The 17,893-nt window shown below is 62.4% G+C and carries 15 protein-coding genes and 1 pseudogene; 11 read left to right on the top strand and 5 right to left on the bottom strand.

The features are described from left to right. The 3 genes from NTD80_RS06900 to NTD80_RS06890 all read left to right on the top strand — a co-directional run bounded on the left by NTD80_RS06900 (position 1) and on the right by NTD80_RS06890 (position 2,343). Positions 1 to 306, top strand: coding sequence for a HigA family addiction module antitoxin (locus tag NTD80_RS06900; protein WP_120447728.1), 306 nt, complete (start codon positions 1 to 3; stop codon positions 304 to 306). 177 nt (positions 307 to 483) lie between these two features. Next, positions 484 to 1,833: an HD domain-containing phosphohydrolase gene (locus tag NTD80_RS06895; RefSeq protein WP_262132823.1), complete on the top strand. Its 1,350-nt coding sequence runs from the start codon at positions 484 to 486 to the stop codon at positions 1,831 to 1,833. Between the two features lie 96 nt (positions 1,834 to 1,929). Further along, positions 1,930 to 2,343, top strand: coding sequence for an NUDIX hydrolase (locus NTD80_RS06890; RefSeq protein WP_262132822.1), 414 nt, complete (start codon positions 1,930 to 1,932; stop codon positions 2,341 to 2,343). Positions 2,344 to 2,357: 14 nt separating this feature from the next. Here NTD80_RS06890 and metR read toward each other — a convergent pair whose 3' ends face one another. Then, complete coding sequence (gene metR / locus NTD80_RS06885) at positions 2,358 to 3,275, bottom strand: transcriptional regulator MetR (protein WP_065906818.1); 918 nt, start codon at positions 3,273 to 3,275, stop codon at positions 2,358 to 2,360. A 182-nt stretch (positions 3,276 to 3,457) separates the two neighbouring features. On the opposite strand from metR, the gene NTD80_RS06880 reads away from it, so the two are divergent. Both NTD80_RS06880 and NTD80_RS06875 read left to right on the top strand, forming a co-directional pair. Beyond that, positions 3,458 to 4,477 (top strand): alpha/beta fold hydrolase, encoded by a 1,020-nt coding sequence (locus tag NTD80_RS06880; protein ID WP_262132820.1) that lies wholly within the window; start codon positions 3,458 to 3,460, stop codon positions 4,475 to 4,477. A gap of 52 nt (positions 4,478 to 4,529) precedes the next feature. Then, complete coding sequence (locus tag NTD80_RS06875; protein WP_262132819.1) at positions 4,530 to 5,183, top strand: DsbA family oxidoreductase; 654 nt, start codon at positions 4,530 to 4,532, stop codon at positions 5,181 to 5,183. A gap of 51 nt (positions 5,184 to 5,234) precedes the next feature. On the opposite strand, the gene NTD80_RS06870 is transcribed toward NTD80_RS06875, so the two are convergent. Continuing rightward, positions 5,235 to 6,005, bottom strand: coding sequence for a MipA/OmpV family protein (locus NTD80_RS06870; protein ID WP_065906810.1), 771 nt, complete (start codon positions 6,003 to 6,005; stop codon positions 5,235 to 5,237). A gap of 239 nt (positions 6,006 to 6,244) precedes the next feature. On the opposite strand from NTD80_RS06870, the gene NTD80_RS06865 reads away from it, so the two are divergent. The 6 genes and pseudogenes from NTD80_RS06865 (at position 6,245) to NTD80_RS06840 (ending at position 13,892) form a co-directional block, all read left to right on the top strand. Beyond that, complete coding sequence (locus tag NTD80_RS06865; protein WP_065906809.1) at positions 6,245 to 6,955, top strand: MtnX-like HAD-IB family phosphatase; 711 nt, start codon at positions 6,245 to 6,247, stop codon at positions 6,953 to 6,955. Next, on the top strand, positions 6,948 to 8,342 hold the full coding sequence (locus NTD80_RS06860) for an aspartate aminotransferase family protein (RefSeq protein WP_107338926.1): 1,395 nt from the start codon (positions 6,948 to 6,950) through the stop codon (positions 8,340 to 8,342). The genes NTD80_RS06865 and NTD80_RS06860 overlap by 8 nt, the downstream gene beginning before the upstream one ends. Continuing rightward, positions 8,339 to 9,217, top strand: a pseudogene (locus tag NTD80_RS06855) (alpha/beta hydrolase); the annotation flags it as partial. The gene NTD80_RS06860 and the pseudogene NTD80_RS06855, both read left to right, overlap by 4 nt. 394 nt (positions 9,218 to 9,611) lie before the next feature. Beyond that, entirely contained in the window at positions 9,612 to 10,736 is a 1,125-nt protein-coding gene (locus NTD80_RS06850; RefSeq protein ID WP_106805026.1) for a GNAT family N-acetyltransferase, read from the top strand. Next, positions 10,736 to 12,505 (top strand): HAMP domain-containing sensor histidine kinase, encoded by a 1,770-nt coding sequence (locus NTD80_RS06845; protein ID WP_262132816.1) that lies wholly within the window; start codon positions 10,736 to 10,738, stop codon positions 12,503 to 12,505. Before NTD80_RS06850 ends, NTD80_RS06845 begins: the two co-directional genes overlap by 1 nt. Beyond that, positions 12,495 to 13,892 (top strand): sigma-54-dependent transcriptional regulator, encoded by a 1,398-nt coding sequence (locus tag NTD80_RS06840; protein ID WP_065906804.1) that lies wholly within the window; start codon positions 12,495 to 12,497, stop codon positions 13,890 to 13,892. Before NTD80_RS06845 ends, NTD80_RS06840 begins: the two co-directional genes overlap by 11 nt. A gap of 358 nt (positions 13,893 to 14,250) precedes the next feature. Here the strand turns inward: NTD80_RS06840 and NTD80_RS06835 are convergent, their stop codons facing one another. The 3 genes from NTD80_RS06835 to NTD80_RS06825 are packed head-to-tail and all read right to left on the bottom strand — an operon-like array spanning position 14,251 to position 17,835. Next, positions 14,251 to 14,589, bottom strand: a complete 339-nt coding sequence (locus NTD80_RS06835; RefSeq protein ID WP_065906802.1) for a GlpM family protein — start codon at positions 14,587 to 14,589, stop codon at positions 14,251 to 14,253. 10 nt (positions 14,590 to 14,599) lie between these two features. Then, on the bottom strand, positions 14,600 to 15,937 hold the full coding sequence (locus tag NTD80_RS06830) for a sigma-54-dependent transcriptional regulator (protein ID WP_106805024.1): 1,338 nt from the start codon (positions 15,935 to 15,937) through the stop codon (positions 14,600 to 14,602). Beyond that, entirely contained in the window at positions 15,934 to 17,835 is a 1,902-nt protein-coding gene (locus NTD80_RS06825) for a sensor histidine kinase (protein ID WP_262132814.1), read from the bottom strand. The genes NTD80_RS06830 and NTD80_RS06825 overlap by 4 nt, the downstream gene beginning before the upstream one ends. Positions 17,836 to 17,893 lie beyond the last annotated feature (58 nt).

Genomic DNA, 17,893 nt, shown 5'->3' with positions numbered 1-17,893 from the left:
ATGTTTAAGAACGGCATGCGACCTGTGCACCCTGGAGAAATTCTCAAGGAGGAGTACTTGGAGCCGCTGGGCCTGACGGCCGCCGCCCTTGCAAGGGCGCTGCACGTTTCTGCGCCGACGGTGAATGACATTGTGTTGATGCGTCGCAGCATCAGTGCGGATGTAGCATTACGCCTGGCAGCTGCGTTGGAAACGTCCGCGCAGTTCTGGCTGAACCTGCAGACGGCCTATGATCTGCGCACAGCGGAAATCGCCAAGGGCGACCAGATAGCCAAAGAGGTCGAGAAGGTTGCGCATTGTGCGTAGTGCTGGATCTGCCTTTATCCGAACCCGGTGAAAAAACCGGGTTTTTAATGCCTGATGGAAATGCGTGATATCGAAGGGCCATCAGCTTTCAAAAAACCAACTAAACTCCTCAGTAATCGCCAAGGAGGCCGTGAACCACAACAACAAGGAAACCCAACCGACGATCCGAGGTGTGCCATGGGAGAGTCAGTGGCTTTCACCGATACCGAACGCGCCGTAGTGCTGCTGATCGATGCCCATCCGCAGGTGCTGCACAGCCTGACGCACCTGCTGCGGCTGGAGCCCTTCGAAATGCACAGCGCCACTTGCGCGGCCGATGCCCTGGCCATTCTCGCCAGCCAACCCGTCGACCTGGTGATGAGCGCTGCGCGCCTGCCCGACATGGACGGCGCGTCATTGCTGGCGCATATCCACCAGCACTATCCCCACACCGTGCGCATCCTGCTGACCAGCGAGACCGACCTGACCCTGATCATCAAGGCCATCAACGAAGGCGAGATCTACCGTTACCTGAGCAAACCCTGGAAGGATGAAGAGTTGTTGCTGGCGCTGCGCCAATCCCTGGCGCATCAGCATTCGGAGCGTGAACGTGCGCGGCTGGAGCAACTGATCCAGCAGCAGAACGACGCACTCAAGCAGCTCAACACGACCCTGGAAAAACGCGTGGCCTCGCGCACCAGCGAGCTGCAGCAAACCGCCGACATGCTTGACCTGGCCTACGAAGAACTTAAGCACAGCTATGCCACCGGCGCCGAGGTGTTCTCGCTGCTGGCCAACCTGCGCCTGCCGCGCGCGAAGCAGACCAACCGGCAGATCATCGAACTGGTACGCACCTGGTGCGTGGCCCATGGCGAGGACTGCGCCAGCAATCGCGACCTGACCATGGCCGCCGCGCTCTACAACATCGGCAAGTTGAGCTGGAGCGACAGCATGATGGCCTCGCCCTCGGACTTGCTGCACAGCAGCGACCGCGAACGGTATCGCGCCTACCCGGCCCAGAGCGAATCACTGCTGATGACCCTGGAGCCGATGAAAGATGCCGCGCGCCTGATCCGCCATCATCAGGAGCGCTGGGACGGCAGTGGCTTCCCCGATCACCTCAAGGGCGAAGCGATTCCCGCCGGGTCGCGGCTGTTGAAGTTGGCGGTGGATTTTATCGAGCTGCAAAAGGGCCTGATCCTCGAGCGGCAGATGAACAGCGATGAAGCGCTGCTGTATATCCGCAAGTACGCCGGGCGGCTGTATGACCCGCTGTTGGTCGAAGACTTTGTGCAGGTCTGCGCGACCTACTTGAATGACGTGACCTTGGGCGACCCCAACGTCAAAGTGCTCGGCACCCGCGAGCTGGAGGAGGGCATGGTGCTGGCGCGCAATCTGAATGCCGACAACGGCATGCTGCTGCTCAATGCCGGCAAGGTGCTGAACCTGCCGCTGGTGGACAAATTGATCGCATTCGAAACCATGGAAGGTGCGCGCTACAGCGTGTTTATCAAGGAGCACACCGAGATCGCGGCTCAACACCCTTGAACGGATAGGCGCAGGCAAGCCAGCTTTCGGATTGATTGCGGCGTTCGCGCCGATCATGTGATCCTTGCGCCCTTTGCCTTCAAGGACGTCTTATCCATGACCTCGACCATCCGCATCGCCGCCGCCCTTTTGATCGGCAGTGACGGCCAGACCCTGCTGGTGCGCAAGCGCGGCACCCAGGCGTTCATGCAACCTGGCGGCAAGATCGACGCCGGCGAGCAACCTGCCGAAGCGCTGGCGCGTGAGCTGTTTGAGGAGCTGAACCTGCGTATCGAGCCCGGCGCTGCGACCTACCTCGGCCAGTTTTCGGCTCCTGCCGTCAACGAACCGGGTTTCACCGTGGAAGCCGAGCTGTTCCAGGTGCAGATCGACGTCCCGGTCACCCCCGCCGCCGAGATTGAAGAGGTGCGCTGGATCGACCCCGCCGGCGATGGCGGCTTGCTGTTGGCGCCGTTGACCCGTGATCTGATCCTGCCGTTCTATCGCGCGTCGCTGACCACCCCGGCCTGATCGCTCCTCGCGCGTCAGCGCACCGCGCTGACGCCATCCAGGGTGGAAAACGAGGTGTCCTTGGCCGTCAGCAGGAAGTCGCGCATATACGGCGCGTCCAGCATGTCCGCGCGGATGCCCGCATACAGCGTGGCAAACAGGCCTTTCTCGCCCAGGCGCTTGGCCTTCACGTAACCCCGTGAGCTGTATTCATGCAGCGCCCAATGGGGCATGCCGCACACGCCGCGGCCGCTGGCGACCAGTTGCATCATCATCACCGTCAGCTCCGAGGTGCGCACCTGGGCCGGTTCCACATCGGCCGGCTCGAGGAAGCGCGTGAAGATGTCCAGGCGGTCGCGCTCCACCGGGTAGGTGATCAGGGTTTCGGTCAGCAGGTCTTCGGGCACGATGTAGGACTTGTGCGCCAGTGGGTGTTGATTGGCCACCGCGAGCATGGCTTCGTAGGTGAACAACGGCACGTAGGTGATGCCCGGCAATTCCAGTGGATCGGACGTCACCACCAGGTCCAGGTCGCCACGGGCCAGGGCTGGCAGCGGCGCAAAGGCGAAGCCCGAGGCCAGGTCCAGCTCGACTTCCGGCCAGGCATCGCGGAACTGGTCGATGGTCGGCATCAGCCATTGGAAGCAGCTGTGGCACTCGATGGCCATGTGCAAACGCCCGGCGGTACCGCCGGCCAATCGTGCGATGTCACGTTCGGCGCCGCGCAGCAGCGGCAGGGTCGCATCGGCCAGTTGCAGCAGACGCAGGCCGGCGCTGGTGAAGCGCAGCGGCTTGGTCTTGCGCACGAACAACGGCATGCCCAGGCGTTCCTCCAACTCCTTGAACTGGTGGGACAGCGCCGACTGCGTCAGGTGCAGGCGCTCGGCGGCTTCTACCAGGCTGTCGGCTTCGCGCAGGGCGTGCAGGGTCTTGAGGTGGCGGATTTCGAGCACGGGCTCTCCATGAAGACAATTTGTGAAGAATTGGAATGGCGTGAGTTTGTCTCATGTTGCAGGCCGTGTCGACCATGACCACTGGGCACTCTTCATCAAACTGTCACGCAACTGTGGCAGCGCGCTCGAACAAACTTCATCAGACTCGCGCTCTACTGGGGTTCTGTGTTTCGGTGTTTTCCATGCGCGTGTTGCTTTTATTGGCCGCTTTTATGTTCGGCCTGCCGTCTTTTGCGGCGTCTCGATGTGATGTCAATGTCCCGACCCAAACGGTCGACCTGGAAACGGTCAGCATCGCCTACCAGAGCATCGGGCGGGCGTCCGATCCCGCGTTGCTGCTGGTCATGGGCCTGGGCGGGCAGTTGATCCACTGGCCAGATGAAGTGGTGGTGGCGTTGTGCGAACAGGGCTTTCGGGTGATCCGCTACGACAACCGGGATGTCGGCCTGTCCACCTGGCGACAGGCACCTGCCAGCGCCAACCTGACCTTCGAAGTGCTGCGCTACAAGCTCGGCCTGCCGGTGGCGGCGCCCTACACGCTGACTGACATGGCCGACGACGCCCTGGGCCTGATGGACGCGTTGCAGATCCGCCAATTCCATGTGCTGGGCGCGAGCATGGGCGGCATGATCGCCCAGCACCTGGCGGCCATGGCGCCGCAGCGGGTCGAAAGCCTCACGCTGATCATGACCAGCTCCGGCGCCGAAGGGTTGCCGGCGCCGAGTGCGGCGTTGGTGCAATTGTTGTCGCGGCGCAGCGCACCGAACCGTGAAGTCGCGCTGGAGCAGCAGGCGGATTTGTTGGCAGCCCTGGGCAGCCCGTCGGTGAAAGATGATCGCCAGGTGCTGCTGCAGCAGGCGGCGCTGTCCTACGACCGCGCTTTCAACCCCGACGGCGTGAAGCGCCAGATCATGGCGATCCTCGCCGAGCCAAGCCGGGTACCGTTGCTCAACCAGTTGCGCGTGCCCACCCTGGTGGTCCACGGCACGGCCGACCCGTTATTGCCGGTGATGCACGGCGTGCATTTGGCGGCGCATATCCAGGGCAGCCAGCTGAAACTGATTCCAGGCCTGGCCCATCGGTTCCAGGAAGCCTTCAAGGCGCCGCTGCTGGCGGCAGTGCTGCCGTACCTGCAAGCCCATCGCGAAGATGCCGCCCATTGGGCGCAGATTGACCTGGGCGAGCCTTCGAAGGTGTTGTGACATTGGTGTATCGTGCAACTTTTGCGGCGCATTGCCAGCGAGGTTGCCTACCATGAGTACTCCCCTGAAAATCGATTTCGTCAGCGACGTGTCCTGCCCCTGGTGCATCATCGGCCTGCGTGGCCTGACCGAAGCCCTCGACCAGCTTGGCGCCGAGGTGCAGGCCGAGATTCATTTCCAGCCGTTCGAACTGAACCCGAACATGCCGGCCATCGGTCAGAACATCGTCGAGCACATCACTGAAAAGTACGGCTCCACTGCCGAAGAATCCCAGGCCAACCGTGCGCGCATCCGCGACTTGGGCGCAGCGTTGGGCTTTGCCTTTCGTACCGATGGCCAGAGCCGCATCTACAACACGTTCGATGCGCACCGCCTGTTGCACTGGGCCGGGCTGGAAGGCTTGCAGTACAACCTCAAGGAAGCGCTGTTCAAGGCATATTTCACCGACCAGCAGGACCCTTCCGATCACGCCACGCTGGCAATCATTGCTCAAAGCGTCGGGCTGGATATCAAGCGGGCGGCCGAGATTCTCGCCTCCGACGAATACGCCGCCGATGTCCGCGAGCAAGAGCAGTTGTGGATATCCCGGGGCGTGACCTCGGTGCCGACCATCGTGTTCAACGATCAGTATGCGGTCAGCGGTGGCCAGCCGGCCGACGCCTTCGTGGGCGCGATTCGCCAGATCATCCGCGAGGCGAAGGGCTAAGCCTGTGGGCGGTGGCTGGCAAGCCAGCGCCTGCAGGGGGGCGCGGGTTCTTCAGTCAAACTTGTAGCTGATCGCGGTCTGCACCTGGCCCTGGTTCACATCCCCGGTGTCCTTGACGATGGTGCTGTTGGCCGCCGAGCCCACCAGGTGGACCCAACTGGCGCTGGTCAGCAGCGACCAGTTGTTCGCCAGGGGGAATTCGAAACTCTGGGTCAGCGTCAGGTTCTGGAAGCCGGCACTCGCGTTGTAGGCGCGAATGCCCGAGGCCGCGGATTCCTTGTCGTCGACGCCGAAAAAGGTCTGGGTCTGGCGGGCGTCGGCAAAGTGCGCCAGCAAGCCGGTGCTGCCAATGATCCCGCCGCCGAGCGGGTAGCCGAGTTCGCCGCCGACCTTGCCCAGCACGCCGCTTTGATCACGTCCGCCGCCGACGGCCTGGCCCATCTGGGCGTATACACGCCAGAAGTCGGCCGGCGCGTATTGGATGAAACCGCCCACCTCGGCCATGTCCGAGACATTGCGCAGACCGCGCAGTGAGCCGTTGGCGGTACGCCCCGGCAGGTAATTGATGTACGGGCCGGCGGTGAAGCCGTGGGTGTCCAGCGCGCTCCAGGTCAGGCCATCGTCGGTGCCCAGGCTGACCGGGCCCCAGTCCAGGTCGAAGTAGGGAATGGGCCGGGTTTCGTAGCGACTGCCCGTCGGGTCGTGGGGTTGATAGCTGACGCCCGCGCCCATCTCGCCGGTAATGCCTTGGGCCAATGCCGTGCTGGAAAAGCCCCACAGCCCCAACAGGCCGGCGAATACAGCAGAAGTCACCTTGAACATGCAGCGGTTTCCTTATCTGGACATACGCGCATTCACGCGCGAAGGGCATCCCTGGCGCAAGCACTCATCTTGTTTGTAGCGAGCTACAAAAATTGTAGCTTGCGCGACACATATCGCCCGACAAATCCACGCAAAGCCCAGCCCCGCTGGGTTTGCGCCAGTTGGCACGCTCCCTGCTCTACTCCAGTGGCAAGCGCAAAGAGCGCTCTTCTTCAAGCCCTCCAACTCAAGGAAAGGCAATGATCCACTGGCATATCGTGTGTGACTTCGACGGGACCATCACCCCCACCGATGTCATCGACAACGTCCTCCAACGCTTCGCCGGCCCCGAGTGGGAAACCATCGAACAGGAATGGCTGGATGGGCATATCGGTTCCCGCGAATGCCTGAGCCGCCAACTGGCACTGATCAAGGCGACCCCGACTGAACTGCTGGCGTACTTCGACAGTGTCGAGATCGATCCGGACTTCCCGGATTTCGTCGATCACGTCATGGGCCTGGGCGCGACCATCGAAGTGGTCAGCGACGGCATCGAACAAGGCATCGCGCGCATCCTGTCGCGCAACTACGTGACCTTGCTGCCGATCCTCGCCAACCGCCTGCGCCAGGTCGACCAGAACAGCTGGCGCATCGACTTCCCGTATGCCAGCGATGCCTGCCGTGCCGCTTCCGGCAACTGCAAGTGCAAGTCGACCCCGCGCAACAAGCGCGTGCTGGTGATCGGCGACGGCAAGTCCGACATGTGCGTGGCCTCCACCGCCGACTTCGTGTTTGCCAAAGGCAGCCTCGCCGACTACTGCGTGGCCAACAACATTCCTCACGCGCGCTTCGACACCTTCGCCGAAGTGCCTGCATTGCTGGCGCAACTGCCGCAGGGCATCGCCGCCAACGCCAGCGCTTTTGCTGGCGAACTGTCTACCGAAAATCAGGAACTCTTCCACCATGTCTGATATCCGTATCGCTACCGCCGAAGACCAGGTCCTTCTGGATAAAGAAGCCAAGTATTGCTCCTACGGTGACACCGTTCACTACATCGAGCCGCCGCGTATTTTCAGCCGTTGCGAAGGCTCCTATGTGTGGGACACCGAAGACCAGGCCTACCTCGACCTGCAAATGTGGTACTCGGCCGTCAACTTCGGTTACGCCAACCCGCGCCTGAACAATGCGTTGAAGCAGCAGATCGATACCCTGCCGCAAATCGCCAGCCAGTACCTGCACAAAGGCAAGATCGAGCTGTCGGAAATGATCGCGGTCGATGCCAAGAAAAAATTCGGCCTCGACGGTCGCGTGCACTTCAACGTCGGCGGTTCGCAGTCGATCGAAGACTCGCTGAAAGTGGTGCGCAACGCCACCAACGGCAAGAGCCTGATGTTCGCCTTCGAAGGCGGCTACCACGGGCGTACCCTCGGTGCGTCGTCAATCACTTCCAGCTACCGCTACCGTCGCCGCTACGGCCACTTCGGCGAGCGTGCGCAGTTCATCCCGTTCCCGTACCACTTCCGCGGCCCTAAAGGCATGACCAAGGAAGAGTACGGCAGCCACTGCGTGCAGCAATTCGCCCGTCTGTTCGAGACCGAATACAACGGCGTGTGGGACCCGAAAGTCGGCCAGAGTGAATACGCCGCGTTCTACGTCGAGCCGATCCAGGGCACCGGCGGTTACGTGATCCCGCCGATGAACTTCTACCGCGAACTCAAGCAGGTGCTCGACCAGCACGGCATCCTGATGGTATCCGACGAAATCCAGATGGGCTTCTACCGTACCGGCAAGCTGTGGTCGATCGAGCACTTCGACGTGCAACCGGACGTGATCGTGTTCGGCAAGGCGCTGACCAACGGCCTCAACCCACTGGGCGGCATCTGGGCTCGTGAAGAGTTGATCAACCCGAAGATCTTCCCGCCAGGTTCGACCCACTCCACCTTCGCCTCCAACCCACTGGGTACGGCGGTCGGCCTGGAAATGTTCAAGATGACCAACGAAGTCGACTACGGCGCGATGGTCATGGCCAAGGGCAAATACTTCCTGGAAGGCCTGCAGGACCTGCAGAAACGTTTCCCGATCATCGGCGACGTCGACGGCCTGGGCCTGGCCCTGCGCTGCGAAATCTGCGGTCCGGATGGCTTCACCCCGGACAAGGCGACCCTGGACTACATGGTCGAGGAAGGCATGAAGGGCGACATGGTCGTTGATGGCCAGAAACTCGGGCTGATCCTCGACGTGGGCGGCTACTACAAAAACGTAATCACCCTGGCACCGTCGCTGGAAATCAGCTATCCGGAAATCGACCTGGGCCTCAAGCTCCTCGAGCAACTGCTGGTGCGGGCGACCAAACGGTGAACAGCCTCGGGATCGACCTCGGTGAAGGTGATGCCGGCTTCGTTCTCGGTGAAGGTCCGGTCGGGATCCTGTTGATCCACGGCCTGACCGGCACCCCGACGGAATTGCGCCAGGTCGCCAAGGGCCTGGCCAAGGCGGGTAACTGCACGGTCTACGTGCCCACCCTGGCCGGGCACTGCGGCGATAACAGCGACCTGCAGGCCACCGGCTGGCTGGACTGGTACGAAGGCGTGCGCAAGACCTTCGTCCAGGTCAAGCAACGTCACGCGCAAGTCTTTGTCGGTGGCTTGTCCATGGGCGCGGTGATGTCGATGTACGTGGCCGCCGAGCACCCTGGGCAAGTCGCCGGGCTGTTGATGTATTCCACCACCTTGAAGTACGACGGCTGGAGCATTCACAAACTGGCGTTTCTGACGCCATTGCTGATGAAGATTCCGTTCGGCGTGCACATCTGCCGCTTCGAAGAGAAGCCGCCGTATGGCATCAAGAACGAACGCCTGCGGGCGATCGTCGAGCGCCAGATGAAGGAAGGGGAGAGCAGCGAAGCCGGTCTGCTGACCATGGAAGGCATCACGGTGCGCGAGTTGCATCGGATGAACGCCGTGGTCAAGAAACGCATGCCCGAGGTCAAGGTACCGGCGCTGGTGCTGCACTCCATCGAGGACGACATCACCAGCCGCTGGAACGCCGATTACGTGGAACGCCACCTCGGCGGGCCGGTGACCAAGATCCTGCTGGACAACTGCTATCACATGATCACCGTCGACCTGCAATACCGCCGGGTGATCGAGTTGAGTGCCGAGTTTGTCGAGCAGCATGCGCGCATCAGTGGTGAGCGGGTTTCGCAGGGGCAACGAGCTTCTGCGGCTGAATCTGGTTTCCAGGGTGAGGCAGCTTCCCATGCTGGAGCTGGTTTCCAGGCTGAACCTGCTGCTCATGCTGAACCTGTTTTCCAGGGTGAGGCAGCTTCCCATGCTGGGTCTGTTTTCCAGGCTGAACCTGCTGCTTATGCTGAACCTGTTTTCCAGGCTGAACCTGCTCCTCGTGGCGAGCGGGCTTGCCCCGGGTTGGGCGGCGAAGCCGCCCCCTCGCTGACACTGCATGCTTCCCGTTAGGACTGGGGTGGCTGGGTTTGGGGCGGCTTCGCCGCCCAACGCGGGGCAAGCCCGCTCGCCACAATAGAGCGGTTGCCACAAGAGGATTGCTGCCACACCACGCCCGATCATGACCACAGGCCGGCTCGCTCAAGAAATAGAAAAAGGGAAATCCGTGATCACCGCCCAAGCCTTCTCGACCATCCGGGCCATCCAGCGCAGTGCCTGGAACGACTGTTTTCCCGGTGCCCTGGAGGATTGGGATTTTTACGTGGCCGTGGAAAACGCGGCCATTGATGATTTCAAATGGCGTTACCTGGCGGTCTACGACAGCGGGTCGCTGGTGGCGGTTGCGCCCGCGTTCATCACGCAGTATCGACTCGACACCACGGTGTCGGGCACCGGCAAGCGCTTTACCGAGCGCCTGGAGCGACTGTGGCCGGGTGTTTTACAGTTGCCGTTGTATGCCATCGGCTCTCCGGTGGCCGAGCGCTGTGATGCGGGCATTGCCAGTAGCGTGCCCGAGGCGCGGCGCCCGTTGATGATCACGCACGTACTCAAGGCCGCGCGCCAGGATGCCAACGCATTCGGCATCGGCCTGGTGGCGGTCAAGGATGTGCCCACCCACGATACGCAGTGGGCCGCCAGTTGCCGTGTTGCCGGGTTTCAGAGCATGCCGAGCCTGCCCAGCGGCTGGCTGACGGTGCCGTACGGTTCGGTGGACGCCTACCTGGGTTCGCTGTGCAAATCGACCCGCAAGGACCTGCGCCGTAAACTGCGTGCGCCGGGGCCACGGGTGGAATGGCGGCACAACATAGATGATGTGTTGCCGCAGGTGATGCGCCTGTATGAAGACACGCTCAGCCGTGCGGATTTACAGTTCGAACGCCTGCCGGCGAGTTACTTCACCGGTATCCTTGAACGGCTTGAAAAACGCGCGGTCTGTGCACTTTATTGGGTGGACGAGCGCCTGGTGGCGTTCAACCTGATGCTGGTGGATCAGCACCGCTTGGTCGACAAGTTTTTCGGGCATGACCGTGAGTTCAGCCGTGAGTACAACCTGTACTTCAGGTGTTGGCTGACCAATGTCGACTATTGTATTCAGCACAATATCCCCGTGTATGAATGCGGCCAGGAGGGCTATGCCAGTAAGCTGCGCCTGGGGTGCGAGTTTCGCGGCAACAACCTGTTTTTTCGTCACCGTAATCGGCTGGTCAACGGCCTGCTCAAACTTGTGAAGATGTACCTCCGACCGGATCGTTCCGACCCTGCCATGGCTGCTGCGATAAGCGAAACCTGATGATCACCAAGACCCGCCAGAAAGCCCGCCCCTTTGCCATTTCGCGTTGGAGCGTCCAGCGCAAGCTGGTGTTGGCGTTTTGGCTGGTCAGCGTCATTCCCACCATGATCGCGGCCGAACTGGCGGCGACCACGCTGTCGCAGATTTTCGACAGCAACGTGCGGATCTGGCTGCAGGAGTCGACCAAGATCGTCAAGGACGAAATCGGCGACATCCTTCATGACAACGCGCGCATGGCCAAGCTGTTCCTGCGCTACACCAGCCCGCCGTCGAACAAGCAGGCGGCCAAGCACGACCGGCTCACCGCCGACATCGCCGATGCCACCGACATCGACGTGGTCGCACTGATTCGCGTCAGTGACCACAAAGTGGTGTTCAGCACGGCGGCCGACGACGTCGTCAAACAGATCGACCTGACCAGCAACGCGGTGCTGCAGACGGTCAAGGTCGCGGGGGTGAGCACCGGCCTGGTGGTGTCGACCTTCGAAACCACCCAGGAGGGCGTCGACTATCTGCTGCTCGTGGCCACTTACCTGGACAGCAGCTTCCTGACCAGCGTGGCCGATGTGCATTCGCTGGATTTGCGCTTGTACCTGGCCAACCCCGACGGTTTCTCGGAGATCTTCTCGACCCAGCGTTTCGAGGATCACCCTTCGCGCATCCCGAAAAATGTCGAAGCCGCAATGCGCAGCACCAGGCAGCCCAGCGAGCAATTCACCAATAACTACAGCGGTCTGTACTGGCCGATCTTCAACGATGCCGGCGACCTGCAAGGCGTGATCTTCAGCGGCCTGCTGCGCCACACCAGCCTGGTCGGGCTGGTGAACCAGAGCAACCTGTTCGTGCTGATTTTCCTGCTCAGCTCGGCGCTGTCGCTGGCGGCCGGGGTGTTGGTGTCGCGGCGCCTGACCAAGCCGCTGCGGGATTTGTCCCAGGGCGTGGACGCGGTGATTTCGGGCAACTACGAGCACCGGGTGCTGGTCAGCGGTGGCGACGAACTGGCGCAGTTGAGCAGCACCTTCAACCACATGACCGAGCGCCTCGGCGAATTGCATCACCTCGAGGCCCAGTTGCGCCGCCGTGATCGCCTGCACGCCCTGGGCGAAGTCGCCATGGGCCTGGCCCACGAGATCCGCAACCCGCTGGGTATCATCAAGACCGCCACCCAGTTGCTGCACCGCCGCGCCGACCTGGCCGAGTCCGATAAGCGCCACCTGGAATACGTGATCAGCGAAGTCAGCCGCATCAACGACCTGATCACCGAGTTCCTCGACTTCGCCAAGCCCAACCCGCCACTGCGTGTACTGCAGCCGGCCCGGCCGTTGGTGGAGGAGATCCTGGGCTTCTGCTCGCCGGAACTGGCCACCCATAACATTGATGCACAGATCGACGACCAGGCGCCGGGGGCGACGATCTACGCGGACGCCAAGCAGCTCAAGCAGGCCTGCCTCAACCTGATTCTCAACGCCATCGATGCCATGCCCGAAGGCGGCCGCCTGACCCTGGGCATTCGCAGCGTGGGCGACAATACCCTGATCAGCATCGGCGACACCGGCCAGGGGATCCCGGCGGAGATGATCGAGCGCATCTTCACGCCGTTTGTCACCACCAAGGCCTCGGGCACTGGCCTGGGCCTGGCAAAAGTCTATTCGATCATGGAAAGTCACGACGGCAGCATCGAATGCGCCAGTGAGAAAGATGCCGGCGCCACCTTCAGCCTGTACATTCCGGCGATTGGCGAAGACGACGAGGACAGTCATGACGCATAACATTCTGGTAGTCGACGACGAACCCAAGCTCTGCGACCTGCTGGCCTCGGCCCTGGGCCAGAACCACGTGCAGGTGTTCATTGCCGGTAATGGCCTGCACGCGCTCAAGGTGCTGGAGCAGGAAGACATCGACCTGGTGATCAGCGACTGGCGCATGCCGGGCATGGACGGGCCGGCCCTGTTGGCGGAGATCAAGGTGCGCTACCCCCAGGTGCCGGTGATTGTGATGACCGCCTACAGCACGGTGAAAAACGCCGTGCAGTCGATGCGCAACGGCGCCTATGACTACATCGCCAAGCCGTTCGATATCGACGAGCTGGACATCACCGTGGCCAAGGCCCTGCAGTTTCGCGAGATCATGCGCGACAACGCGCGCATGCGCGCCGAACTGGACGAGCACGCGCAATTCGACAGCCTGGTCGGCGACAGCCCGGCGTTTCGCAAAGTGCTGCAGGCGGTGGATTCGGTGCGCGACAGCGCTGCTACCGTGCTGCTGACCGGTGAAAGCGGCACCGGCAAGGAAATGGTCGCCCGCGCCATCCACAAGCACGGTAGCCGCGCCGACAAACCGTTCGTGGCGGTCAACTGCGCCGCCATTCCCGAGGGCTTGCTGGAAAGCGAGATGTTCGGTCATCGCAAGGGCGCCTTTACCGGCGCCGTGACTGACCGGGTCGGACGCTTCCAGCAGGCCGACAAGGGCACGCTGTTTCTCGATGAAGTGGGCGACATGCCGCTGGCGCTGCAGGCCAAGATTCTGCGGGCGTTGCAGGAGCGGGTGATCGAACCGGTCGGCGACCCGCGCGAGCGCAAGGTGGACGTGCGGGTGATTGCCGCCACCAACAAGAACCTGCTCGATGCGGTGGCCAATAAAGAGTTTCGCGAAGACCTGTATTACCGCCTCAATGTCTTCCCGATTCCGCTGCCGGCGCTGCGCGAGCGCGCCGAAGATATCGTGCCGCTGGCCCGTCACTTCGCCCAGACCCTGAGTGCCACCGCGGGTAAACGCATCACCGGCTTCAGCCCGGAGGCGCTGCAGGCCATGGCCGCCTATCACTGGCCGGGGAATATTCGCGAACTGCAAAACTGTGTGGAGCGCGCGACCATCGTGGCGGCCTCGCCGGTGATCGAGGATATCGACCTGCCGGCGTACCTGTTTGCTTCCCGGCCTGGCGAAGGCGGCGTCACCGCGCTGCTGGGTGACACACCAGGCGTGCCTGCTGACCTGGACGCGGCCCTGGCCGAAGTCGAGAAAACCTACATTCTGGCAGCGCTGAACGAAAGCAACGGCGTGCAGGCCGCAGCGGCGGCGAAAATCGGGATATCCGAGCGCAGCTTCTGGTACCGCCTGAAAAAGCTGGGCATCCAGGTCGACAAGATCGTGCGCTGATCTCGCTGTAGCCACCGATCAAATGTGGGAGCTGGCATGCCTGAGATGGCGTTATGTCTGTGTCAGATGAGTTGGCGGGTAGACCGCTATCGCAGGCAAGCCAGCTCCCACATTTGAATCGGGTAGAGTCAGGTGTGAATGCGCGGCGGCGGAATCGGGATATCCGAGCGCAGCTTCTAGTACCGCCTGAAAAAGCTGGGCATCCAGGTCGACAAGATCGTGCGCTGATCTCGCTGTAGCCACCGATCAAATGTGGGAGCTGGCTTGCCTGCGATGGCGTTATGTCTGTGTCAGATGAGTTGGCGGGTAGACCGCTATCGCAGGCAAGCCAGCGCCTGCAGTTTTTGAGCGGGTTGGGTCAGGCGTGAATGCGCACCCAGATGCTGACCAATATCGTCGCCGCCATCAGCCACGCCACCGCCGCCACGGCGAGTGATGCTTCCAGGCGCATCCGATCGACCATCAGATACAACGTCGCCAGGTACACAAAGTACGGAATGATCGACCACATCCCGAACAGGATCGTAGTCTTCAAGTCGTCCAGCGAACGGCCCTTGCCGACGATGTAGTGGGCGATCAGCGCAAAGGTTGGAAACAGCGGCACCAACCCGGCGATGTAATAGTTTTTGGTCTTGGCCAATGCAGCCAATATCAATACCACCGCCGCGCCGAGGGCGGCCTTCAATACCAGATCCACAACGCGCTCCTTAGTGGCTCAAGCCATATTTCTTGACCTTGTCGAACAGGGTGGTCTTGGCCATCCCCAATTCCTGGCTGGCCTGGGTCAGGTTGCCGCCGCTGCGTTGCAGGGCATCGTTGAGCAGGTTGCGTTCAAAGGCTTCCACTGCTTCGGTGAAGGCCAGGCCATGGCTGCCGCTGCTCGCGCCGCTCTTCTTGAAGGCGGGCAGGCCGAGGGCGAAGCGTTCGGCGACGTTGCGCAGTTCGCGCACGTTGCCGGGCCAGTCATGGCTCATCAGGCTCGAGACGGTCTGGTTGTCCAGCTCCGGCGCTGCGCGGTCAAAGCGCAGGGACGACTGCTGCAGGAAGTGCTCGAACAGTTGCAGGATGTCTTCACGGCGTTCGCGCAGGGGCGGCAACTCCAGGGTCACCACGTTGAGGCGGTAATACAGGTCGCTGCGGAACTGGTTGGCGCGGCTCAGTTCGTCGAGGTCGGACTTGGTGGCGGCGATCACGCGGCAATCCACGGCCACGCTCTGGTTCGAGCCCAGGCGTTCGAGGGTGCGCTCCTGCAGGACCCGCAGCAATTTGATCTGCAGGTTGATCGGCATGCTTTCCACTTCATCGAGGAATAGCGTGCCTTCATGGGCGTGCTCGATCTTACCGATACGGCGCTTGCCGGCACCGGTGAAGGCGTTGGCTTCGTGGCCGAAGATCTCGCTTTCGAAGAGGTTCTCCGGCAGGCCGCCGCAGTTCAGCGCGACAAACTGGTGGTCGTGGCGTCGGCTGAAATCATGCAGGCAGCGCGCCACCAGCTCCTTGCCGGTACCGGTCTCGCCTTCGATCAATACGTTGGCCGAAGTGTCGGCGACGTTGGCGATCAGCTCGCGCAGATTCTGCATGGCCGGTGAACGGCCGATGATGCGGCCTTCCAGCGAGTCGCGCTCGGCCAACTGGCGGCGCAGCGACCAGACTTCGCGTGCCAGCCCGCGTTGCTCCAGGGCGCGGCGGGCGACGTCGACCAGGCGCTCGGGGGAGAAGGGTTTTTCCATGAAGTCATAGGCGCCGTTGCGCATCGCGCCCACCGCCATGGAGATGTCGCCATGCCCGGTGATCAACACCACCGGCAGGCTTTTATCCAGGGCCTTGAGGCGCGTGAGCAGCTCCAGGCCGTCGATGCCCGGCAGGCGAATATCGCTGATGACAATGCCGGCGAAGTTCTCGCCGATGCGCTTCAACGCCTCTTCGGCGCTGCCCACGCCGACGCTGGGAATATCTTCCAGCGCCAGGGCCTGCTGGCAGCCGAGCAGCACATGCGGGTCGTCTTCGACGATCAGGACGGTGAGGTCTTTCGGATCTGTATTCATGTCGACTCAACATGTTGAGCGCCCACCAGTGGCAGGCACAGGACAAAGGCAGTACCACCACTGGCCGGGTGTTCGACGGCGAGGTTGCCGCCGGTGGCCGCCGCGAGGCTGGCGGACAGGGTCAGGCCCAGGCCCAGGCCTTGCTCGCCGGGCTTGGTGGTGAAGAACGGTTCGAATAAATGCTTGCGGGCCTCGGCGTCGATGCCGTGGCCATTGTCACGTACCAGCAGGCGGTATTTACCGTCGGCGGCGCTGCCTTCCAGCCACAGTTCGGGGGCCGGTTGCGCTTGCATGGCGTCGAGTGCATTGCCGATCAGGTTGACCAGGATCTGTTCCAGGCGTGTCTGGTCGATCTGCAACTGGGCCGGCGCGAAGTCGCGGTGCACGGTCAGCGACAGGTTGTCCAGGCGTGCGCCCATGACCTGGAATGCCGCGTCGACCGCCTTGCCCAGGCTGGCTTCGCCCTGGTCGTCGCCGCGCCGCGCAAAGGAGCGCAGGCTGGCGGTGATGCGGCCCATGCGGTCGATCAGTTCGTTGATGGTCTTGAGGTTGGCGCTGGCGGTGTCCAGCGCGCCGCGTTCGAGGAAGCGCACGGTGTTGCCGGACAATGTGCGCAGTGCGGCCAGCGGCTGGTTCAGTTCGTGGGCGATGCTGGTGGACATCTGGCCGATGGCGGCGAGCTTGCCGGCCTGCACCAGTTCATCCTGGGCGCGACGCAGGGTCTCTTCGGCCTGGCGGCGTTCGCGGATCTGGCTCTTGAGCCTTTCATTGCTGGCGCGCAAGTCGGCGGTGCGCTCGGCAATCCGGCGTTCCAGCTGGCTGTTGGCTTCCTGCAGCGCTTCGCGCGCGGCCAGGCGAGTGGCGATGACCTTGCGCCGCTCGTTCCAGGCAATCAGCAGGAAGGCCACCAGGCCAAAGGCCACGGCCACCAGGATGCCCTGGTTGATCGCCGCGCGGCGCAGGTCGTTGAGTGGGGTGAGCAGGGTGAAATTCCACGGCGTGTCGTTGAGCGGACGGGTTTGCGCGAGGTAGCTGACCTCGTGCTCGTCGTTCACCACTTCGCTGTTGGCGGGGAAGGTCAGTTTCTCGCTGCCTTCGTTGATACGCTCGCGGGCCAGCGGCTCCAGCTCGTTCAGCGTCGCCCAGTAATATTGCAGGCTGTGGGCCAGGCGTTCCTTGGTGTCATCGCTGAGCGGGCGCACGGCCTTGAGGCGGCGGGCCGGGTCGCTGGAGAGGATGATGATGCCGTTTTCGTCGCTCACGAATGCTTCGAGACGCGCGCGCTGCCAGCGCTCTTCCAAGGCTTCGAGGCGCACCTTGACCACGGCGACGCCAATGATCTTGCCGTGCTCTTCCAGGCCATGGGCCAGGTAGTAGCCGGGTTCGCCGTTGGTGCTGCCGATGCCATAAAAGCGCCCTGGCTGACCGCGCACGGCATTCTGGAAATAGGCACGGAAGGACAGGTCTTCACCCTGGTAACTGTCGGCATCGCGCCAGTTACTGGTGGCCAGCACGCGGCCGGTGGTGTCCATCACATAGATGGCCCGACTGCGACTGCGTCGGTTCAGGCCTTCGAGGTAATCGTTGACTGTCTGCCGGGTCTCCTGGTTGGGGTCGGCAAGCAGCTTGGAGACGCTGGACTCCAGCTCCAGCAGGCTGGGCAGGTAGGTGTATTTGCTGAGTTCGCTTTCGACGGTGCGCGCATGCAGCTCCAACTGGCGTTCGCCGTTGTCGCTGAGGGTGCGGATGCCGTAGTGCTCACTGACCCAGAAGCCGATATAACCCAGGCCGATCATCAGGGCGATGATCAACGGCGGCAGGAACAGTTGGCGAATCAGACGAGGTTTCACGGCAAGTGATGGCGGTGCGGCGCGAAATTGGTTGGGGTCGCATTTCATCACAGATGCCTTGGGTCAACCAGCGCTTGCCAGCCTGCGGGGTCCAATGTGGGAGCGG

Source organism: Pseudomonas sp. 13B_2.1_Bac1, assembly GCF_025466155.1.
In the GTDB taxonomy this organism is placed as follows: domain Bacteria; phylum Pseudomonadota; class Gammaproteobacteria; order Pseudomonadales; family Pseudomonadaceae; genus Aquipseudomonas; species Aquipseudomonas aylmerensis.
The sequence above is the reverse complement of the archived record's forward strand: the minus strand, read 5'-3'. Positions and strand labels throughout refer to the sequence as shown.

Coding starts and splice junctions, on each gene's coding strand:
- NTD80_RS06900 (WP_120447728.1), top strand. CDS start 1: ATGTTTAAGAACGGCATGCGACCTGTGCACCCTGGAGAAATTCTCAAG.
- NTD80_RS06895 (WP_262132823.1), top strand. CDS start 484: ATGGGAGAGTCAGTGGCTTTCACCGATACCGAACGCGCCGTAGTGCTG.
- NTD80_RS06890 (WP_262132822.1), top strand. CDS start 1,930: ATGACCTCGACCATCCGCATCGCCGCCGCCCTTTTGATCGGCAGTGAC.
- NTD80_RS06880 (WP_262132820.1), top strand. CDS start 3,458: ATGCGCGTGTTGCTTTTATTGGCCGCTTTTATGTTCGGCCTGCCGTCT.
- NTD80_RS06875 (WP_262132819.1), top strand. CDS start 4,530: ATGAGTACTCCCCTGAAAATCGATTTCGTCAGCGACGTGTCCTGCCCC.
- NTD80_RS06870 (WP_065906810.1), bottom strand. CDS start 6,005: ATGTTCAAGGTGACTTCTGCTGTATTCGCCGGCCTGTTGGGGCTGTGG.
- NTD80_RS06865 (WP_065906809.1), top strand. CDS start 6,245: ATGATCCACTGGCATATCGTGTGTGACTTCGACGGGACCATCACCCCC.
- NTD80_RS06860 (WP_107338926.1), top strand. CDS start 6,948: ATGTCTGATATCCGTATCGCTACCGCCGAAGACCAGGTCCTTCTGGAT.
- NTD80_RS06845 (WP_262132816.1), top strand. CDS start 10,736: ATGATCACCAAGACCCGCCAGAAAGCCCGCCCCTTTGCCATTTCGCGT.
- NTD80_RS06840 (WP_065906804.1), top strand. CDS start 12,495: ATGACGCATAACATTCTGGTAGTCGACGACGAACCCAAGCTCTGCGAC.
- NTD80_RS06830 (WP_106805024.1), bottom strand. CDS start 15,937: ATGAATACAGATCCGAAAGACCTCACCGTCCTGATCGTCGAAGACGAC.
- NTD80_RS06825 (WP_262132814.1), bottom strand. CDS start 17,835: ATGAAATGCGACCCCAACCAATTTCGCGCCGCACCGCCATCACTTGCC.